Origin of the sequence: Pseudonocardia sulfidoxydans NBRC 16205 (assembly GCF_007989085.1) — a bacterium.
Classification (GTDB): Bacteria; Actinomycetota; Actinomycetes; order Mycobacteriales; family Pseudonocardiaceae; genus Pseudonocardia; species Pseudonocardia sulfidoxydans.
In genome coordinates, this window is sequence record NZ_BJVJ01000104.1 from 1 (window position 1) to 17,702 (window position 17,702).

The window sequence follows — 17,702 nt, forward strand, 5'->3', positions numbered from 1 at the left end:
CCTCGGCACGCAGGAGGTCGGCCTGGTCGTGCGGCGCGACTCGGCTGCTGACGGCCGAGGTCGCAGCGATCGACGGCGCAGCCTGTCTCGCCTGGCGACCCTGGTTGCGGGAACGCCGTGCGGTCGTGAGTGGCGATAGTCGCGACAGCGACTATCGCCACTCACAGGGTCAGAGGCGGAGCAGGCGGGCGGCGTTGGCGGTGAGGGTGGGGCCGAGGTCGCCGGCGGGGTGCTCGCCCGCGCCGGAGTCCCAGCCCGCGAAGTTGGTGCCGAACACCAGGCGCTCGGTTCCCGCGTGCGTGACGAGAAGCTCCAGCGAGTCCTCGTCGTGCACGTGGGTGTCGAACCAGATGCGCTTGTAGTAGTGATCGAACCCGTTGTCGCGCAGGGCCTTGGTCGCCCACGGCCGCTTCTCGACGGCACGGGCGAACCGGCCCGAGACGAAGGCTGCGGCGCCGCCGCCGTGGGAGATGCAGACGTCGAGACCCGGGTGGCGCTCCAGCACCCCGCCGAAGACGAGCGCCGCGACGGCCAGCGTCTCCTCGTAGGCGAAGCCGAACGTCAGGTCGAGGTCGAAACGGCGCAGGCGCGGGTCGTCGGCCGGGCCGTTCTTGCCCAGCGGGGACGGGTGCACGAACAGCGGCACGTTCAGGTCGACCAGGGCCTCGTACAAGGGGTCGAGCGACGGGTCGTCGAGGGTGCGCCCGGCCGGGTCGGTGTCGATGTACACGCCCGGCATCCCCAGGTCGCGCACCGCACGACGGGCCTCGGCCACCGAGGCGGCGACGTCCTGCACCGGCAGCTGGGCCGTCGCGAGCAGGCGCCCCTTGTGCTTGCCGACGAGCTCCGCGAGCCCGTCGTTGTGCTTGCGCGCGAAGTCGGTGGCGGCGTCGGCGGGGAGGTCGTTGAAGTACGTGATCGGGTTGGGGGACAACACCTGCAGGTCGATCCCGGCAGCGTCCATGGCGGCGAGCCGGACGTCGACGTCCATGAACGGGCTGCCCGCGTACTTGACGCCCATCAGCCGGTAGTCGCCGACGCGGTAGAACGGCACGCCGTCGTCGGTGGTGCCGAGCTCGGGGCCGGCCGCGCCCGCAGCGCCCTCGGTCAGCTCCAGGACCGCGTGCGCGTGGACGTCGATGATCTTCGGGGACGTGCTCTCAGACATGCGACATCCGCTCCAGCTGCTCCTCGGTGAACGCCAGGGACCGGGTCAGCGGGCAGGCGGCCAGGAAACGCACCTGGTCCGACGTCCGCTGCTTGTGTTCGGGAATCGGGGTGGTGAGGTCGATCCGCTTGCCCGCCTTGACGACCTCGACGATCTTGTCCTTCTGCTGCAGGATGCGGACGTCGGCCAGCGGGTCGCCGTCGATCACCAGGACGTCGGCGACCTTGCCGTGCTCGAGCGTGCCGAGGTCGTCCTCCATGCGCATCGCGAACGCGCCGTTGCGCGTCGCGGCGACGATGGCCTCCATCGGCGACATGCCCATGTAGTCGACGAACATCTCCAGCTCACGGGCGTGCCACTCACCGACGGGCGTGACGGCGAAGCCCGTCTCCGACCCGGTCAGGAACTTCACCCCGGCCGCGTGGGCCTTGGTGAGCTGCTTGGCGGTCACCTCGATCTCGGCGCGGAACACGTCGAGCAGCTCCGGGGCGGTGCCGACCTTCGCCCCGTAGTCGGCGAGGTTGCCCAGCAGCGTGAACGTCGGGCACATCGCCGAGCCGGCCTCGATGACGGCCTCGATGGCCTCGTCGTCGAGGTAGGAGGCGTGGTAGATCAGGTCGACGCCGGCGCGGGCGGCGTCGCGGGTCGAGTCGGAGTTGCGGCAGTGCGCGACGACCTTGGTGTTGAGCTCGTGCGCGGTGTCGCAGACGGTGCGCAGCTCGTCGAAGCTCCAGACCTTGACCTCGGGGCCCTTCATCGACGGGATCAACCCGGTCACCATGACCTTGATCCAGTCGACGCCGTACTTGATCTGCCGACGGATCTCGTTGACCATCACGTCGCGCCCGGTGACGACGGTGGCGTAGCCGGTGCGCCCCTCGTCCTTGATCATGCGCCCGGCGGTGCCGCCGAGCATCGTCATCAGCGCCTGGCCGCCGGCGCGCATCCGGGGGCCCTCGACGATCCCGGCCTCGATCGCGTCGCGCAGCTCGCAGCCGATGTTCCACAGGCAGTCGGCGTCGAGCACGCTCGTGACGCCCGCGCGCAGCACCTTGCGCGCGTTGTAGGCCGACAGCATCGAGCTGTACGCCTCGGTGCGGTGGTTGAACAGCTCGTCGTTGCCCGTGGGCTCGCCGAACGTGAGGTGGGTGTGCGCGTCGATCAGGCCGGGCATGACGGTGCGGCCGGTGGCGTCGATGCGCTCGTCGACGCCGTGGGCCTCCGCGTCGTCGACCGCCTGGGTGCCGAGCGCGGTGATGCGCCCGTCGCGGAGCAGCACCGCCTCGCCCGGGCGGGCTGGGGCGCCCGTGCCGTCGATGACCGTGCCCCCGCTGATGAGGATGCTGCCGCTCACGGCGCCTCCCGGAACGTCGTCGTAGCTGGGTGGTGGAATGGCGTGGACCCGCCGTAAGAAGCCTGACGACTAGTCCCGCCCTGTGGCCAGTGTCGCACAGCTTCCGGGCCTGCGGGGAGTCCCTCCGGACCGGTCATGTTGGGCGAATTCCACGGATTCGCACCAGTCCAGGACGTCTCAGGGTGGCGACGGCTGTAGACGGACCCCGGTTGCGGCACTAGCGTCGTCAGAAAGCCAACGCCGCACACCGGACGGGGTCGATCCGGGGGCGGGAACGACGACGGAGGTCGGCCGTGACGAACGAGTGGGCCGTGGTCACCGGCGCGGGCAGCGGCATCGGTGCCGTCATCGCGCGCAACGCCGTCAAGGAGGGCTATCGGGTCGCCGCGTGGGACGTGAACCGTGCCGGGGTCGAAGCCCTGGCGGCCGATCTGGGCGGTGCGTGCGTCGCGTCGGTCGTCGACGTCACCGACGAGGCCTCGGTGGCGGCGGCCGTCGCGGAGCTGCCCGTGGCGCCCGCGCTGCTGGTCAACAATGCCGGTATCGCCCGCTTCGGTCCGCTGCTGACGCTGCCGGCCGCCGAGTGGCGCGCAGCCGTCGAGGTCAACCTCACCGGGACGTTCCTCGTCGGCCGGGCGGTCGCCGCCCGGATGATCGAGGCCGGCGGTGGCGCGATCGTCAACATGGCGTCGATCAACGGGCTCGCCGCGGCCCCCAACGCCGGCGCCTACACCGCGTCCAAAGCCGGCATCGTCATGCTCACCGAGCACATGGCGATCGAGTGGTCGCCTTCCGGGGTGCGCGTCAACTGCATCGCGCCCGGCCTGATCAACGCCGGGATGTCCGACGCCGTCAACGCCGACCCGGAGGTGCGCAAACTGCGCGAGAGCCGGGTCCCGCAGGGCCGCCTCGGCACGGCCGACGACATCGCCGACGCCGTGCTCTTCCTCGCCTCGGCGAAGGCGTCCTACATCTCCGGGCAGACCATCGCCGTCGACGGTGGCATCAGCAAGGGCGCGCTCGCGTCGCTGCCGCGGCCGAAGGCGGTCGACTCGGTCGGTGTGAAGTAGCCGCGACGCGCCCTGAACGGCGGCGGGGGAGTCCCGCCACGGCACCCCCGGATGCGACGATGGGACGCATGTCCCAGCAGAGCGTCATCGAGGAGCTGCAGCGCCTCGGGATGTCGGGTTACGAGGCCAAGGCCTACGTCGCGCTGGTCGCCGCCGGCACGCCGCTCAACGGCTACGAGGTCGCGAAGCGCTCCGGCGTGCCGCGCAGCACCGTCTACGAGACGCTCGCGAAGCTCGTCGGGCGTGGCGCCGCGTACGAGGTCCGGGCGGGCGAGGCGAGCGTCGGCTACATCTCGCTGCCGCCGTCGGCCCTGCTCGACCGGATGCGCCGCGACTTCGACCACTCCATCGACACGCTGCGCGAGGCGCTGCCGCAGGTGGCGTCGCCGCCGCAGGTCCGGCTGGTGCACAACCTGTCGGACCGCGAGTCGCTGCTCGCCCGCGCCGAGGACGTCGTCGCCGCCGCGCGCGACGACCTGTTCCTGTCCGGGTGGCCGGCCGAGATCGAGCCGCTCAAACCCGTCGTGCGCCGGGCCGACGCCGAGGGGGTCGACGTGTCCGTCGTCATGTTCGGTGACGACCCCGACCCGGTGGGCACCACGATCCCGCACCGGTTCTCCACGCCGGAGGTGGCGTTGGAGAACCTGGGCTGCCGGCTGCTCGTCGTCGCGGCCGACCGGGAGCAGGCCGTGATCGGTGGCGTCGTGAACGGCGACGCGTGGGGCGTCTACACCGACGACCCGGCCGTCGTGCTCGTGGCCGTGGAGTACGTGCGTCACGACATCGCGATGCACCTGATCGCGGAGAAGTTCTCGCCGGAGGACTTCGAGTCGTTCTGGACGTCCGACCCGGCCCTGCGCCGGCTGCGGGCCGACCACGGGATTCCGGCGGCGCTGCTGGCCCGTGGGCCGGTCGGCACCACAGCACCCCCACGGCGCAACGGGCGTCGCGGGCAGAACTGACAGCGGGCGCAACCTCACTGCTGTTCCGGCGCCCGCCCAGGACCGTGAGGTTGCGGCGCGATGGTCGCTCACCAGGGTTTCGCGACGGCGTCGTGGAGGTTCTGACGACTACACGCCGCGGGCGTGCTCAGCCCGTGCGCGCCGCCTGCGCCCGTGCGGTCACGCTTCGGCACCGCACGAAACACAGCACGCTCGCCGCGGTCAGCGCGACGCTCACGCCCCAGCCCAGCCCGTAGCCGCCCGTCGCGTCGACCGACAGCCCGAACAACGGGGCGCTGAGCAGGGCGCCGAGGTAGTACCCGGCCATCGTGGCGCCGGAGGCGCGCCCCACCAGGTGCGGCGCGGTCGCGACGACGGCCGCGTGCATCAGCCCGATCGCGGTCAGCTGGGCCAGCCCGCCGAGGACGAGCCCGGCCGTCATCGACACGGGGCCGGCGAGGATGCCCAGCCACAGCAGCGCGACCCCGACCGCCGACGCGGCGGTGAGCAGCACGACCGGACGGACCCGGTCCCCGCCGGTCCGGTCGGCACGGCCCGCCAGCACGATCATGGCGACGACCGCGACCGCCGACCCGACCGACGCCAGCGCCCCCGCCATCGGCACCGACAGCCCGCCGACCTCGTCGAGATAGAGCACCGACCACGAGTAGATCGGCTGCGTCCCCGCGATCAGCAGGAACGCGGCGACCGGGTACCAGAGGAAACCCGCGGGCAGCCGGACCCGCCGTGGCGTCCCGGGACCGTCGCCGACCAGGTCGTGGGCCTCGACGACGGCCGCCGCCGGATCACCCGAGCTGCGCGCGGCGGGCAGCAGCCAGAAACACAGCACGGCCACCACGACGATCACCGGCACGACGACGGCGAGGACGGGCCGCCAGCCGAACGTCGCCGCCGCAGCCACCCCGACCAGCGACTGCAGCGCCCCGACGGCCGGCACGCCCGCGGTCCGGACGGCCATCGCGATGCCGTGCCGCGCGGGCGCGATGCTCGCCGCGACCGCCATGTTGGTGCCCGCGTTCGACAGCGCGTAGCCGGCTCCCGTGGCGGCGGCCATGACCAGCAGTGACGGGTAGGTCGGTACCAGCACCGCGAGCAGCAGGCCGGCCGCGACGACCAGCATGTCCAGCCCCACCGCCTTGTGGGCGCCGATCCGTTCCGCCCACGCCCCGCCGACCGTCGACGCCAGCCCCGTCGCGCCGAAGAAGACCCCGATCAGCACCCCGAGCGCGGGCTTGGAGATGCCGAGGTCGTCCTCGAACACCGAGCCGAGGTAGCCGAACAGGAAGCCGGGGATGCTGCCGAGCCCGATCGCGACCGTGGCGACGGTCAGGACGATCCCGCCGCGGCGGGATCCCCGCTCGCCGGTCACGGCCGGTCAGCCACGGGTGGTCCATCCGATCGCCCGGCGCACCATCTCGCGGTGCTCGGGCACCTCGTAGGACGGGACGTGGTGGCCCAGCGCGTCGTAGACGACCCGGCCGCCCCCGTGCTCGCGCGCCCACAGCAGCGGTTGGGCCGGCCCGGTGTCGTCGCCGGGGCGCCGGGCGGCGAGCAACGGTTCGACGCCGGGGCGCATGTCGAGGTCGGAGTACACCTCGTCGACGATCGAGAAGTCGTCGAGCCCGTCGACGATCGGGTGGGCCCCGGTCACCGCGACCGAGACGTCCGGGCCCAGCGGCGGGTGCGACGACGACCCCCACACCCACGCGCCGCCGAGGGTGTCGCCCCAGCCGGGCCAGTCGTCGAAGCAGATGCCGGCGGTGTGCATGCCGAGGACCCCGCCACCCGCGGCGAGGTGCGCGGCCAGGGCGTCGCGGGCCCGCGGGGACGGGCTCGCGCCCTCCTCCGCCGCCTTGTCGCGGTAGCGCTCCGGTGTCTGCTCGCCGGTCATCGACCAGCGCAGCGCGTTGACGACGAACAGCGCCGCCCCGGGCAGCGCCGTCAGCGCGGAGTCGACGCCGTCGGTCCCGGTGTGCACCTCGACGTCGAGGCCTGCCTCCTCGAGCAGCGCGGACAGCGCCGCTGTCGTGGCGGGGAAGTCGTGGGTGAGTCCTCCGGACAGAACGACGGCGCGCACGACCCACCTCCAGCGGCGTGATGCTTCTGACGACTAGCTGACCCTAACTGTCGGGGCCGCCGCTGGGCACCCCTCGTGAGGGTGGGGGTGGGCGCGTCGCGCGGGTTGCGTGCGCGCCGCACACGGTGCAGCCGGTGCGGCGCGCACGAAAAGTGTGCGGCACCGGCCTCACGACCAGCGGCCGTCGTCGCGGGCCGGTCGGGCGTGCGGTGCCGCGGGAGGCTGCCGGCCGGTCGTGCGCGCCTCGTGAGTGGCGATAGTCGCTATAGCGACTATCGCCACTCACAGAGGCACGGGCTCGGGGGCGGGGTCGGCGTCGAGGGACCCGAGGGCCTCGACCTCGTAGGCGGACGCCTTCGGGGTCGGGTAGGCGCGGTGGACCGGGGAGGTGGGGGTGTCGTCGAGCAGCAGCGACACCAGCTCCGGACGCGAGTAGTGGCCGACCGAGTCGAACATCCGCTTGCGCTTGGTGATCAGCGACATGTCGAGGTCGGCGACCAGGATGCCCTCGCCCTCGGTGATCGGCGCGACGATGTGCTGCCCCTCCGGCGAGATGATCGCGGTCATGCAGCCGCCGCGCAGGCCGCGGCGCAGGCCCTCGTCGGGGGAGATCGTCGCGATCTGGTCCTCGGTGAGCCACGCGGTGGCGCAGACGACGAAGGACGCGCCCTCGGCGGCCTGGTGGCGGATGAGGGTCTCGACCTGGTCGGCGAACAGCTGGCCGACGAGCGAGCCCGGGAAGTGCGCGAGGTGGATCTCCTCGTGCTGGGCCTGCAGGGCGTAGCGGTTGAGCGGGTTGAAGTTCTCCCAGCAGGCCAGGGCGCCGACCCGGCCGACGCCGGTGTCGACGACCGTGAACCCGGAACCGTCGCCGCGGCCCCAGATCATGCGCTCGTGGAAGGTGGGCACGGTCTTGCGGCGGTGCAGCACCAGTGAGCCGTCGGCGTCCCAGAGGAGCTGGGTGCAGTAGAGCGAGCCGTGGTCGCGCTCGTTGACGCCAAGCATGACGACGACACCGTGTTGGCGCGCGGCGGCGGAGACGGCGTCGGTGACGGGGCCGGGGACGACGACGGCGTTCTCGTAGAGCCGCATGTGCTCGGCGCCGCTCGTCATGGGCGGCTGGACGAACGAGAAGTACGGGTAGTACGGGACGACCGTCTCGGGGAAGACGACGAGCTCTGCGCCCTGCGCCGCCGCGTCGGCGATCGCCGTGAGGACGCGGTCCACCGTGCCGGTCGCCGTGTCCAGGTCGGGGTTCAGCTGAACCGCGGCGACTCTGACCTTCCGTGCCATGTGCTGCCTCTTCCTCGAGCCGTTCACTATGCGAAGCGTCGTGTCGGATCGTAGACGGAGGGAGTGCAGTAGTCAAATCATATGAACATACGTTCAGCTTTTCTGCGCCCAGAACGACCGCAGCCCGGTCGCGGAGCGCGACCGGGCTGCGGGACGGAACAACGATCAGGCCAGGTGGACGTACTCGTACTCGAAGGGCTGGCCGTTGATGCCGTTGGACGGCGGCGCGATCCAGCCCGCGATCTTCCCCGGTTCGTAGACCGGCCGCATCAGCGAGCGGACGTGGGTCTTGTCGGCCTCCGACGGCAGCCAGCGATCGGCCTTCGCGTTCCAGGCGTCCTCGCCGACGAGCTCGCCCACGGGCGTGACGTGGTGCCCGGCGAACACGCCGACCTGCCGGTTGAACCCGACGTGCGGCAGCGTCAGCGTGCGGTCGACGCCCGCCTTCTCCAGCACCCGGTTCCACCGCTTGAGCCCCGACTGGCAGTCCTTGACGTACTCGTTGCGCAGGTCGTGGTTGAGCGCGAGCAGGGCCGGCACCTCGTCGGTGGTCAGCGCCCCGTCGCGCACGACGTCGACGTGCGCGGCGTCGTCGGTCAGCAGGTGGTCGTCCTTGCGGCGCTCCTCCTGCCAGCGGCCCTTGAGCCCGGCGGTGAAGTAGTTGGCGGCGTTGGTGGAGCGCTCGGAGCCGAACAGGTCGAGCGAGACCGAGTAGTGGAAGTTGATGTACTTCTGGATCACGTCGAGCGGGATGCCCCCGTGCGGGGCGATGTCGTCGCTGTCGTGCTCGCGCATCAGCTCGGCGGTGCGGCCCACCACGCGGTCGACACCCGTGGTGCCGACGAACATGTGGTGCGCCTCCTCCTTGAGCATGAACTCGCAGGTGCGCGACAGCGGGTCGAACGCCGACTCCTTCAGCGTCCCCAGCTGGTACTTCCCGTCGCGGTCGGTGAAGTAGGTGAACATGAAGAACGACAGCCAGTCCGGGGTCTCCTCGTTGAACGCGCCGAGGATGCGCGGGCTGTCGAGGTCGCCGGAGTTGCGCTGCAGCAGCGCCTCGGCCTCCTCGCGGCCGTTGCGGCCGAAGTAGGCGTGCAGCAGGTACACCATCGCCCAGAGGTGGCGGCCCTCCTCGACGTTGACCTGGAACAGGTTGCGCAGGTCGTAGAGGCTCGGCGCGGTCTCGCCGAGGCGGCGCTGCTGCTCGACCGACGCGGGCTCGGTGTCGCCCTGGATGACGATGAGCCGCTGCAGGTCGGCGCGGTACTCACCGGGCACCTGCTGCCAGGCGGGCTCGCCCTTCTGCTCGCCGAACGCGATGCGCCGGTCGTCGCCGCGTTCGGAGAGGAACACGCCCCAGCGGTACTCCTCCATGGCGACGTGGCCGAACTGCGCCCACCCCTCCTTGCCGACGTCGACGGCCGTGCGCAGGTAGACGTCCTGGGTCGGGACGGCGGGGCCCATGGTCTTCCACCAGTTGAGGAAGTTGGGCTGCCACGACTCCAGCGCGCGCTGCAGCTTGCGGTCGCCGGCGAGGTCGACGTTGTTGGGGATCTTCTCCGAGTAGTCGATCGACATGACTTGTCAGACCCGCTTCCTGTCGAACTCGGCCTTGCGTCCGGTGCCGTATCGGCGGAGAGCGCCTTCGGGCCCGGACGCGTTGGGGCGCACGAAGATCCAGTTCTGCCACGCCGTGAGCCGGGAGAAGATCCGCGACTCCATGGTCTCGGGGCCGACGAACCGGTGGTTGGCCTCCATGCCGGTGAGCGCGTCGGGTGACAGCGACGCCCGCTCCTCCAGCATGATCCGGATCTCGTCGTCCCAGTCGATGTCGTCGGGGGCGTCGGTGACCAGCCCCAGGTCGAGGGCCTCGCGGGCCTCGATGCGCCGCCCGACCTCGCCGCGCAGGGCCTCGACGTGCTCGTCGTCGCCGTAGAAGCGCGACGCGAGGCGGGTGAGGCCGTTGCTCATCGGGAAGGCCCCGAAGTTGGAGTCGGACAGCATGATCTGGGCTTCGTCGCCCTGCTCGGAACCCTCCTCGTCGAGGGTCCCGTCGAGCATGTACTGCCGGTCGCAGGCCAGTGCCAGCTCCAGCAGTGCACCGGCGAAGCAGGAGCCCGGCTCGATCAGCGCGATGAGGCTGCGCGACGTGACGTCGAGGCGCTTGAGGACGCGCTTGAAGTAGTGCCGCACCTCGTTGACGAGCCAGTCGTCGCGGGAGTGCTCGGCGATCACGCGTTCCATCGCGAGGGCGTCCTCGACGTCGCCGCGGGTGCGCAGGACCCAGGTGCCGAGCTCGAGCTCGTTGGCGCGCAGGCGCAGGACCAGGTCGTCGAGCTCGCGGGTCATGGCGAGCGGCCAGAAGTCGGCCCCCAGCTCGTGGACGCGCGCGAGGCTCTCGGGGACGCCGCCGTCGGGGCCGAGGACGGTGATCTCGACGAGCCCGCGTTCGCGGTCGAAGTCGGCCGAGACGTACCGGTAGCGGATGCCGTCGGCGGTCTCGTCGCGCTGCAGCGGCGGCAGCGCGATGCCGGTGGCGTCGGCGGGTCGCGAGGACTGCGCCGCGGCCGACGCGGCGCGGGCGGTGACCGTCTCGTCCCAGGAGCGCTTGGGGATCGTCTCGTCGACGAACTTCCACTCGACGGCCTGTTTGCCGCGCACGCCCTCGGGGCGGGTGGCGAACACGTCGGCGCGGTCCTTGCGGACGCGGCGCTTGTCGGTGACCCGGGTGAGCCCGCCGGTGCCGGGCAGCACGCCCAGCAGCGGGACCTCGGGCAGCGACACCGCGGAGGAGTTGTCGTCGATCAGCAGGATCTGCTCGCACGCCAGTGCCAGCTCGTAGCCGCCACCGGCGGCGGTGCCGTTGACCGCGGCGATCCAGGTCTGGCCGGAGTTGGCCGTCGCGTCCTCGATGCCGTTGCGGGTCTCGTTGGTGAACTTGCAGAAGTTCACCTTCCACGGGTGGCTGGACTGCGCGAGCATCCGGATGTTGGCGCCCGCGCAGAAGTTGCGGTCCTTCGCGCTGGTCACCACGACGGCGCGGACCTCGGGATGCTCGAACCGCAGCCGCTGCGTGGCGTCGTAGAGCTCGATGTCGACGCCGAGGTCGTAGGAGTTCATCTTCAGCTCGTAGCCGGGGACGATGCCGCCGTCCTCGGCGATGTCGAGGCGCAGCCAGGCGACGCCGGTGTCGGCGGCCTGTGACAGGTCGAGCACCCAGTGCCGGTACTGCTCCGGCGAGGTGTCGAAGGAGACGGCCGGGGTCTCGGCGGTGTCCGGGGCCGCCGCGGCGGTTGCCGGTTCGGCCTCTGTGGTGGACATCGAGGTGGTGGTCATCGGTGGGCCTCCTGCGCACGGGCGCGGTGGACGGCGCGGTGGGATGCCTAAAACTCTACAACGTGAGAACGCAACGCGCTAGTTCTGTAGAACGTTGCTTCGCGAAGGGGCCGCCGCCCGCTCCCGAAGCCGGTACCGCTGCACCTTCCCGGTGGCCGTCTTCGGCAGCTCGTCGACGGCGATCACGGCCCGCGGCCGCTTGAACGCCGCCAGCCCCGCCCGGCAGAACTCGACGAGCTCGTCCGGGTCGACGGCCGCACCCGGCCGCGCGACGACGTAGGCGATCGGCTTGTCCAGTCCGTCCTCGTCGGGCACGCCCACGACGACCGCCTCCGCCACCGCGGGGTGCTCGAGGATGCGCGACTCGACCTCGGCCGGGCTGACCCAGATGCCGCCGACCTTGAGCACGTCGTCGGTGCGGCCCAGACACGTGTAGCTGCCGTCGTCGTTGCGGACGTACTGGTCGCCGGTGCGCATCCACTCGCCGTGGAACACCGCGCGGTTGACCTCCGTGCGGCACCAGTAGCCGGTGCACAACGACTCCCCGGCGACGTAGAGCATCCCCGACTCGCCGGAGCCGTCGACGATCGTGCCGTCGGCCCGGCGCAGCTCTACGCGGTACCCCGGCACCGGATAGCCGGAGCTGCCGGGGACCACCCTCTCGGGCACGTTGGAGATGAAGATGTGCAGCGCCTCGGTGGAGCCGATGCCGTCGAGGACCTCGAAGCCGAACCGGTCGCGCACCCCGCGGAACATCCGCGGCGGCAACGCCTCGCCCGCCGACGCGCCGCGACGCACCGTCGCGAACGACGCCGGGTCGACGGTCTCGTCGTCGGCGGCGATCAACGGACCCCAGAACGACGGGACCGCGAAGAACAGGGTGACCCCGTGGTCACGGACACGCCGGGAGAACAGCGCGGGGGAGGGGCGCTGCGGCTCCAGCACCACCGACGCGCCCACCGACAGCGGGAAGAACATGCTGTTGCCGATGCCGTAGGCGAAGAACAGCTTCGCGACGGACAGGCACACGTCGTCGCGCTCGATGCCCAGCACCTGCTGCCCGTAGGTCTCGGCGACGACCCGGATGTCGTGGTGGCGGTGCATGGCGCCCTTGGGCTTGCCCGTCGTCCCCGAGGTGTAGAGCCACAGCGCGGGCGACTCGTCCCATGTCGGGTACGGAGCGCCGACCGGTGCACCGAGGCCGGCGTCGAGCAGGTCCTGCCAGGTCAGCGGCGTGACGTTCGGGCCGAGTGCGGCCGGGTCGGGGCCGGTGTCGCCGGTGAGGACGACGTGGCGCAGGTCCGGCGCGCCCGCCGCCGCGGCGTGCACCGCGCCGGCGAACTCGGTGCTGCCCAGCAGGACCCGGGCCCGCGAGTCGGCGACGAGCACGCCCAGCTCCGGCCCGGTCAGCATCGTCGACGACGGGACCGCGACCGCGCCGACGTACATCGTCGCCAGGATCGCGGTGAACAGCTCGACGTCGTCGGTCATGCAGAGCAGGACGCGTTCCTCGGGGCGCACCCCGATGCCGACGAGCCCGGCCGCGACGCGACGAACCTCCTCGGCGAGCTCGGTGTAGGTGAGGGTGCCGCGCGGGTGGTGGACCGCGACCCGATCACCGTCGCCGGCGAGCACTCGCCTGTCGGTCAGGTACTCGGCGGCATTGAAGAGTTCTGTCATCGACGGCTCCTGTGCCGGTTCGGGAATTGGAACTCTACTGGTGGGCGACGTGTCGTCAACGTTTCGTAGAAGAACTTCGGGGTCAGGACCCGGTCCCGGCGCTCGCCGAGCGATCTTCCCAACGTCCGGCCAAGCTGTTAGGCAGTGCCATGCACGCCGGTGAATGTGACCGTGCGCACCGCCGCATCGTCGCCCCCCACCGGTACTCCGGACAACCACGCCAGGAGGGTCAATGAAGACCAAGGCCGCAGTGCTTCGCGGTGTCGGTCAGCCGTTCGAGATCGAGGAGCTCACCCTCGACCCGCCCAAGGAGGGCGAGGTCCTGATCAAGTACGTCGCGGCGGGCCTCTGCCACTCCGACGAGCACCTCCGCCACGGCGACATCGTGCCGCGGTTCCCGATCGTCGGCGGCCACGAGGGCGCCGGGATCATCGAGGAGGTCGGCCCCGGTGTCACCCGCCTCAAGCCCGGTGACCACGTCATCTGTTCGTTCCTGCCCGTCTGCGGGCACTGCCGGTTCTGCGCCTCCGGCATGACGAACCTCTGCGACACCGGCGCCACCATCCTCGACGGCGTCCTCCCCGACGGGACCTACCGGTTCCACGACTCCAAGGGCGAGGACCTCGGCGGGATGTGCATGATCGGCACGTTCGCCGAGCGCGCCACGATCTCCGAGTACTCGGCGATCAAGGTCGCCGAGGACGTTCCGCTCGACAAGGCCGTGCTGATCGGCTGCGGTGTGCCCACCGGGTTCGGCTCGGCGACCCACGCAGCGCAGACCCAGGTCGGCGACACGATCGCGATCTACGGCGTCGGCGGCATCGGCGTCAACGCCGTCCAGGGCGCGGCGCTCGCCGGCGCGGCCAACGTCGTCGCCATCGACCCGCTGGCCAACAAGCGCGAGATGGCCGAGAAGGTCGGCGCCACCCACTCCGCGGCCACCGCGGAGGAGGCCCACGAGCTGATCCAGCAGCTCACCAACGGCGTCGGCGCCGACAAGGCGATCGTCACCGTCGGCGTGGTCGACACCGAGGTCACCACCAACGCGTTCAACGCGATCCGCAAGGGCGGCACGGTCGTCGTCACCGGTCTGGCCGACCCGACCAAGAACACCATCGAGATCCCCGGCGCCCTGCTCACGCTGTTCGAGAAGCGCATCCAGGGCTCGCTGTTCGGCTCCGGCGACCCGTTCAAGGACATCCCGCGCCTGGTCGACATGTACCAGTCGGGCCAGCTCAAGCTCGACGAGCTGATCACCAACACCTATTCGCTCGACCAGATCAACCAGGGCTACGAGGACCTGATCAACGGCACGAACGTCCGCGGCGTGATCATCCACGACCCCGCCGCCTGACCGACCCTGTCCGAACGGGCAGGGCCCGTTCCGACGTCAGTTCCACCACGCGCGGCCATCCGGGCCCCTCACCGGGGCTCCGGGTGGCCGCGCCGCCGGAGGTAACCCCGCACGTGACCACCCTCACCCCGCCCGACTCCCGCACCCCCACGCCCGTCGTCGGGCTGCAGCGCGAGCGGGAGGTCCTCACCGTCGCCCTCGCGACCGGCCGCCACGTCGTCATCGAGGGACCGCCCGGCACCGGCAAGTCGACGCTGCTGCGCTCCATCGCCCGCGAAGCCGGCCGCCACGTCGTCTTCGTCGAGGGCAACGCCGAACTGACACCCGCGCGCCTCGTCGGCGCCTTCGACCCGTCGCAGGTGCTCGCCGAGGGCTACCTCCCCGCGAGCTTCGTCGACGGCCCCCTGCTCACCGCGATGCGCGGCGGCCCCGACCCGGACGACCGCGCCGGCGGCGGGCTGCTCTACCTCGAGGAGCTCAACCGCGTCCCCGAGGAGACCCTCAACGTCCTCATCACCGTCCTCACCGAGGGCGAGATCGCCGTCCCGCGACTCGGCACCGTCCGCGCCGGGCCCGGCTTCCGGCTCATCGCCGCCATGAACCCGTTCGACGCCATCGGCACCGCGCGCGTCAGCCAGGCCATCGCCGACCGCATGTGCCGCGTCGTCCTCGGCTACCAGGACGAGCACGCCGAACGCGCCATCACGTCGTCGGTCAGCGGGGTGCGGGGCTGGGTCACCGACCTGTCGGTGACGCTCACCCGCGCCACCCGCGAGCACCGCGACCTGCGGATGGGCTCCTCGGTGCGCGGCGCGATCGACCTCTCCCTCGTCCTCACCGGGCTCACCGAGATGCGCGGCGAGGCCGTCATGGCCCGCGAGACCGCCCGCGACGCCGCGCACGCCGCCCTGTCCGGACGCGTCCGCATCGCCGACGGCGTCGACCGCACCCCCGAGTCCGTCATCGACGAGCTGCTCGAACGGTTCTGGCCCGAGAACGAGTCCCGGCCACCGGACCGCTCCGCCGACGACCCGCAGGGCGGTGAGCCGGGAAAAGCTGAGGGCCCGCCGCCCCCCGCGGCGGGCCGCAGCAAGGAACCTCCGCACCGCAACCGCGGGCAGCGCACGCTGGGCCGCCAGGAGCTCGGCGCGCGCCACGAGATGTTCGACGACATCTCCCCGGAGCTCGGCGAGCTCGACGAGGAGGCCTTCGACCAGGCGCTCGCCGAGGACCCCGAGGCCGCGGCCGCCCTGCTCGCCGACCTCGCCGTCGCCACCGACGGGCAGCTGCGAGCCGCCGCACGCCGCCTCGCCGGGCGGGTGTTCATCCAGCTCGGCAAGGTCGGCCCGGCCAAGGCGCGCGGCACCCGCCGCATCGCGCCGGTGCGCGGCGGGTCGGGCGACCTCGACCTCGACCGCACCCTCGACGGCTGGCAGCCCGGCATCTCCCGGCGCCCCGCCGCCGACGAGCTCGTCACCCGCGACTGGACGGCGCACCGGCGCGCGATCTGCCTCGTCGTCGACATCAGCGGGTCGATGCAGGGGCTCGCGGTCGCGCTGGCCGCCGTCGCCGCGGCCGGGGTCGTCCTCGCCTCGGAGGAGGGCGGGTCGCGGCTGGAACCGGGCGTGCTCGCCTTCGGTGCCGACGTCCGCACCCTGCAGGCGCAGGGCGTCCGCAAACCGCCCGACCAGCTCGTCGGCGAGCTCGTCGCCCTGCGCGGGCACGGCACCACCGACCTCGCCGCGGCGCTGCGCGCGGCGTCGCTCGGCCTCGCCGGGGCCGTCGCGGAGGAACGGATGGTCGTCCTGCTGTCGGACTGCCTGCACACCGCGGGCGACGACCCGACGGCCGCGCTCGCCGGGATCGACCGGCTGCACGTCCTCGTCCCCCTCGGGCCGGGGGAGGACGGCCGCGACGCCGAGGTCGCCGCCGCGGCCCTGGCGGCGAAGGGCGGTGGCACCGCCCGGACGGTCCGGCGGCTGAAGGAGATCGGCCCGGCTCTGACGCGCGTCCTGGGGTAGAGCCGGTGAGGGGGTTGTGCGGCCCCGGCGAGCCCGAACGAACGGCACAGTCGCGCAATTCAATTGCGCCACTGTGCCGTTCGTTCGCTCGGCCGGAGCAGCACCCCGATAGGGTCGCGACGTGGGGACGATCGTCAGCTTCCATGCCCATCCCGACGACGAGTCGATCGGGTCCGCGGGCACGCTCGCGCGCGCCGTCGCCGAGGGGCACCGTGTCGTGCTCGTGTTCGCCACCCGCGGCGAGCTCGGCGAGCCCGTGCCCGGCGTGCTCGCCCCCGGCGAGCAGCTGCCCGTGCGCCGCTCCGCGGAGTGCTTCGAGTCCGCGAAGATCATCGGTGCCGCCCGCGTCGAGTTCCTCGGCTACGTCGACTCCGGGATGATGGGCGAGCCCACCAACGACGCGCCCTACTGCTTCTGGCAGGCCAAGGTCGAGCACGCCGCCAAGCGGCTCGCGCTGATCCTCGACGAGGAGGAGCCCGACGTCCTCACCGTCTACGACGACAACGGCGGCTACGGCCACCCCGACCACATCCAGGTCCACCGCGTCGGCAGGCGCGCCGCCGAACTCGCCGCGGTCCCCGTCGTGGCGCAGGGCACGATCAACCGCGACTGGATGGTCCGCGGCATGACCGGCCTGGCCAAGGAAGGCGGCCTGCCCGACGGGTGGGAGCCGCCCGACCTGGAGGCCCCGAACTTCGGCAAGCCCGAGGCGGAGATCACCCACCGCGTCGACGCGGTCGACTACGTCGACAAGAAGCGCTCGTCCATGCGCGCGCACGCCAGCCAGATGGGGCCCGACCACTTCATGCTGAGCATGCCCGAGCCCATGTTCGCCATGGGCATGGGCACGGAGTTCTACATCGTCGACCCGCCGCCCAACCCGGCGTCGGCACCCGACCTCTTCGTCGACCTGTTCACGCCACTGCGCTGAGCGGTCCCGCCCGGACCGGTGCCGCTCGCCCGCCCGGCGAGTGTGACGCGGCCCGCGGTGGTCGTTCTACCTCCCGTAGAGCACAATGAGCCCCGCGGCGCGGTCGCCCGCCCCGGGCCCTCACCCGGGGGCCGGAGGGCCGATCCGCGCGATATAGAGTCCGGGCCTGCCCACCACAGGCCAGTGCAGGAGGCACCAGTGACAGCCGTCGCGCCCAAGCCGATCACCTCGCGCCCGTACCCGGCGCGTCGGTCGGTCAAGGGATCCACGCTGCTCAAGATGATGCGGACGACGGACCCCAAGGACATCGCGATCCTGTACATGGTCACGTCGTTCGGGTTCTTCCTGGCCGGCGGTGCGATGGCGCTGCTGATGCGCGCCGAGCTGGCCGTGCCGGGGATGCAGTTCCTGTCCCCGGAGCAGTACAACCAGCTGTTCACGATGCACGGCACGATC

14 protein-coding genes are annotated in these 17,702 nt (G+C 71.8%); 6 read left to right on the forward strand and 8 right to left on the reverse strand.

Annotation, left to right across the window (positions count from 1 at the left end):
- Positions 1-169 precede the first annotated feature (169 nt).
- Positions 170-1,168 (reverse strand): amidohydrolase family protein, encoded by a 999-nt coding sequence (locus tag PSU4_RS28210; protein WP_147115127.1) that lies wholly within the window; start codon positions 1,166-1,168, stop codon positions 170-172.
- A complete protein-coding gene (locus PSU4_RS28215; RefSeq protein ID WP_147115130.1) occupies positions 1,161-2,522 on the reverse strand; it encodes a metal-dependent hydrolase family protein in 1,362 nt (453 codons plus the stop codon). Before PSU4_RS28215 ends, PSU4_RS28210 begins: the two co-directional genes overlap by 8 nt.
- A gap of 293 nt (positions 2,523-2,815) precedes the next feature.
- Here PSU4_RS28215 and PSU4_RS28220 point away from each other — a divergent pair, with 293 nt between their 5' ends.
- Together PSU4_RS28220 and PSU4_RS28225 are read left to right on the forward strand one after the other, a co-directional pair.
- Positions 2,816-3,592 carry an SDR family NAD(P)-dependent oxidoreductase gene (locus PSU4_RS28220; RefSeq protein ID WP_147115133.1) on the forward strand — a complete coding sequence of 259 codons (777 nt, stop codon included), beginning with the start codon at positions 2,816-2,818 and terminating at the stop codon, positions 3,590-3,592.
- A 68-nt stretch (positions 3,593-3,660) separates the two neighbouring features.
- Positions 3,661-4,554: a TrmB family transcriptional regulator gene (locus tag PSU4_RS28225; RefSeq protein ID WP_246115401.1), complete on the forward strand. Its 894-nt coding sequence runs from the start codon at positions 3,661-3,663 to the stop codon at positions 4,552-4,554.
- A 127-nt stretch (positions 4,555-4,681) separates the two neighbouring features.
- Here PSU4_RS28225 and PSU4_RS28230 read toward each other — a convergent pair whose 3' ends face one another.
- From PSU4_RS28230 to PSU4_RS28255, 6 genes are all read right to left on the reverse strand, one after another.
- Positions 4,682-5,923, reverse strand: a complete 1,242-nt coding sequence (locus tag PSU4_RS28230) for an MFS transporter (protein WP_147115140.1) — start codon at positions 5,921-5,923, stop codon at positions 4,682-4,684.
- 6 nt (positions 5,924-5,929) lie between these two features.
- Entirely contained in the window at positions 5,930-6,631 is a 702-nt protein-coding gene (locus tag PSU4_RS28235; protein WP_147115143.1) for a ThuA domain-containing protein, read from the reverse strand.
- A 282-nt stretch (positions 6,632-6,913) separates the two neighbouring features.
- Positions 6,914-7,924 (reverse strand): Nit6803 family nitrilase, encoded by a 1,011-nt coding sequence (locus tag PSU4_RS28240; protein WP_147115146.1) that lies wholly within the window; start codon positions 7,922-7,924, stop codon positions 6,914-6,916.
- Positions 7,925-8,089: 165 nt separating this feature from the next.
- Positions 8,090-9,502 (reverse strand): benzoyl-CoA 2,3-epoxidase subunit BoxB, encoded by a 1,413-nt coding sequence (boxB, locus tag PSU4_RS28245; RefSeq protein WP_147115149.1) that lies wholly within the window; start codon positions 9,500-9,502, stop codon positions 8,090-8,092.
- A gap of 6 nt (positions 9,503-9,508) precedes the next feature.
- Positions 9,509-11,245 (reverse strand): 2,3-epoxybenzoyl-CoA dihydrolase, encoded by a 1,737-nt coding sequence (boxC, locus tag PSU4_RS28250; protein WP_147115161.1) that lies wholly within the window; start codon positions 11,243-11,245, stop codon positions 9,509-9,511.
- Positions 11,246-11,338: 93 nt separating this feature from the next.
- A complete protein-coding gene (locus tag PSU4_RS28255) occupies positions 11,339-12,940 on the reverse strand; it encodes a benzoate-CoA ligase family protein (protein WP_147115152.1) in 1,602 nt (533 codons plus the stop codon).
- Positions 12,941-13,172: 232 nt separating this feature from the next.
- Here PSU4_RS28255 and PSU4_RS28260 point away from each other — a divergent pair, with 232 nt between their 5' ends.
- The 4 genes from PSU4_RS28260 to PSU4_RS28275 form a co-directional block, all read left to right on the forward strand.
- Positions 13,173-14,294, forward strand: coding sequence for an NDMA-dependent alcohol dehydrogenase (locus PSU4_RS28260; protein ID WP_147115155.1), 1,122 nt, complete (start codon positions 13,173-13,175; stop codon positions 14,292-14,294).
- Between the two features lie 113 nt (positions 14,295-14,407).
- The gene (locus PSU4_RS31630; protein ID WP_186817231.1) at positions 14,408-16,315 is read left to right on the forward strand and encodes an AAA family ATPase; all 1,908 of its coding nucleotides are present in this window, start codon (positions 14,408-14,410) and stop codon (positions 16,313-16,315) included.
- A 121-nt stretch (positions 16,316-16,436) separates the two neighbouring features.
- Entirely contained in the window at positions 16,437-17,246 is an 810-nt protein-coding gene (locus PSU4_RS28270; protein ID WP_147115158.1) for a PIG-L family deacetylase, read from the forward strand.
- A 198-nt stretch (positions 17,247-17,444) separates the two neighbouring features.
- The coding region (locus PSU4_RS28275; RefSeq protein ID WP_186817232.1) for a cbb3-type cytochrome c oxidase subunit I at positions 17,445-17,702 on the forward strand (258 nt) is incomplete at its 3' end.

Excerpts from the sequence above, each read along its gene's own strand:
- PSU4_RS28240 (WP_147115146.1), bottom strand. The coding sequence starts at position 7,924 with ATGGCACGGAAGGTCAGAGTCGCCGCGGTTCAGCTGAACCCCGACCTG.
- boxB (WP_147115149.1), bottom strand. The coding sequence starts at position 9,502 with ATGTCGATCGACTACTCGGAGAAGATCCCCAACAACGTCGACCTCGCC.
- boxC (WP_147115161.1), bottom strand. The coding sequence starts at position 11,245 with ATGTCCACCACAGAGGCCGAACCGGCAACCGCCGCGGCGGCCCCGGAC.
- PSU4_RS28255 (WP_147115152.1), bottom strand. The coding sequence starts at position 12,940 with ATGACAGAACTCTTCAATGCCGCCGAGTACCTGACCGACAGGCGAGTG.
- PSU4_RS28210 (WP_147115127.1), bottom strand. The coding sequence starts at position 1,168 with ATGTCTGAGAGCACGTCCCCGAAGATCATCGACGTCCACGCGCACGCG.
- PSU4_RS28225 (WP_246115401.1), top strand. The coding sequence starts at position 3,661 with ATGTCCCAGCAGAGCGTCATCGAGGAGCTGCAGCGCCTCGGGATGTCG.
- PSU4_RS28260 (WP_147115155.1), top strand. The coding sequence starts at position 13,173 with ATGAAGACCAAGGCCGCAGTGCTTCGCGGTGTCGGTCAGCCGTTCGAG.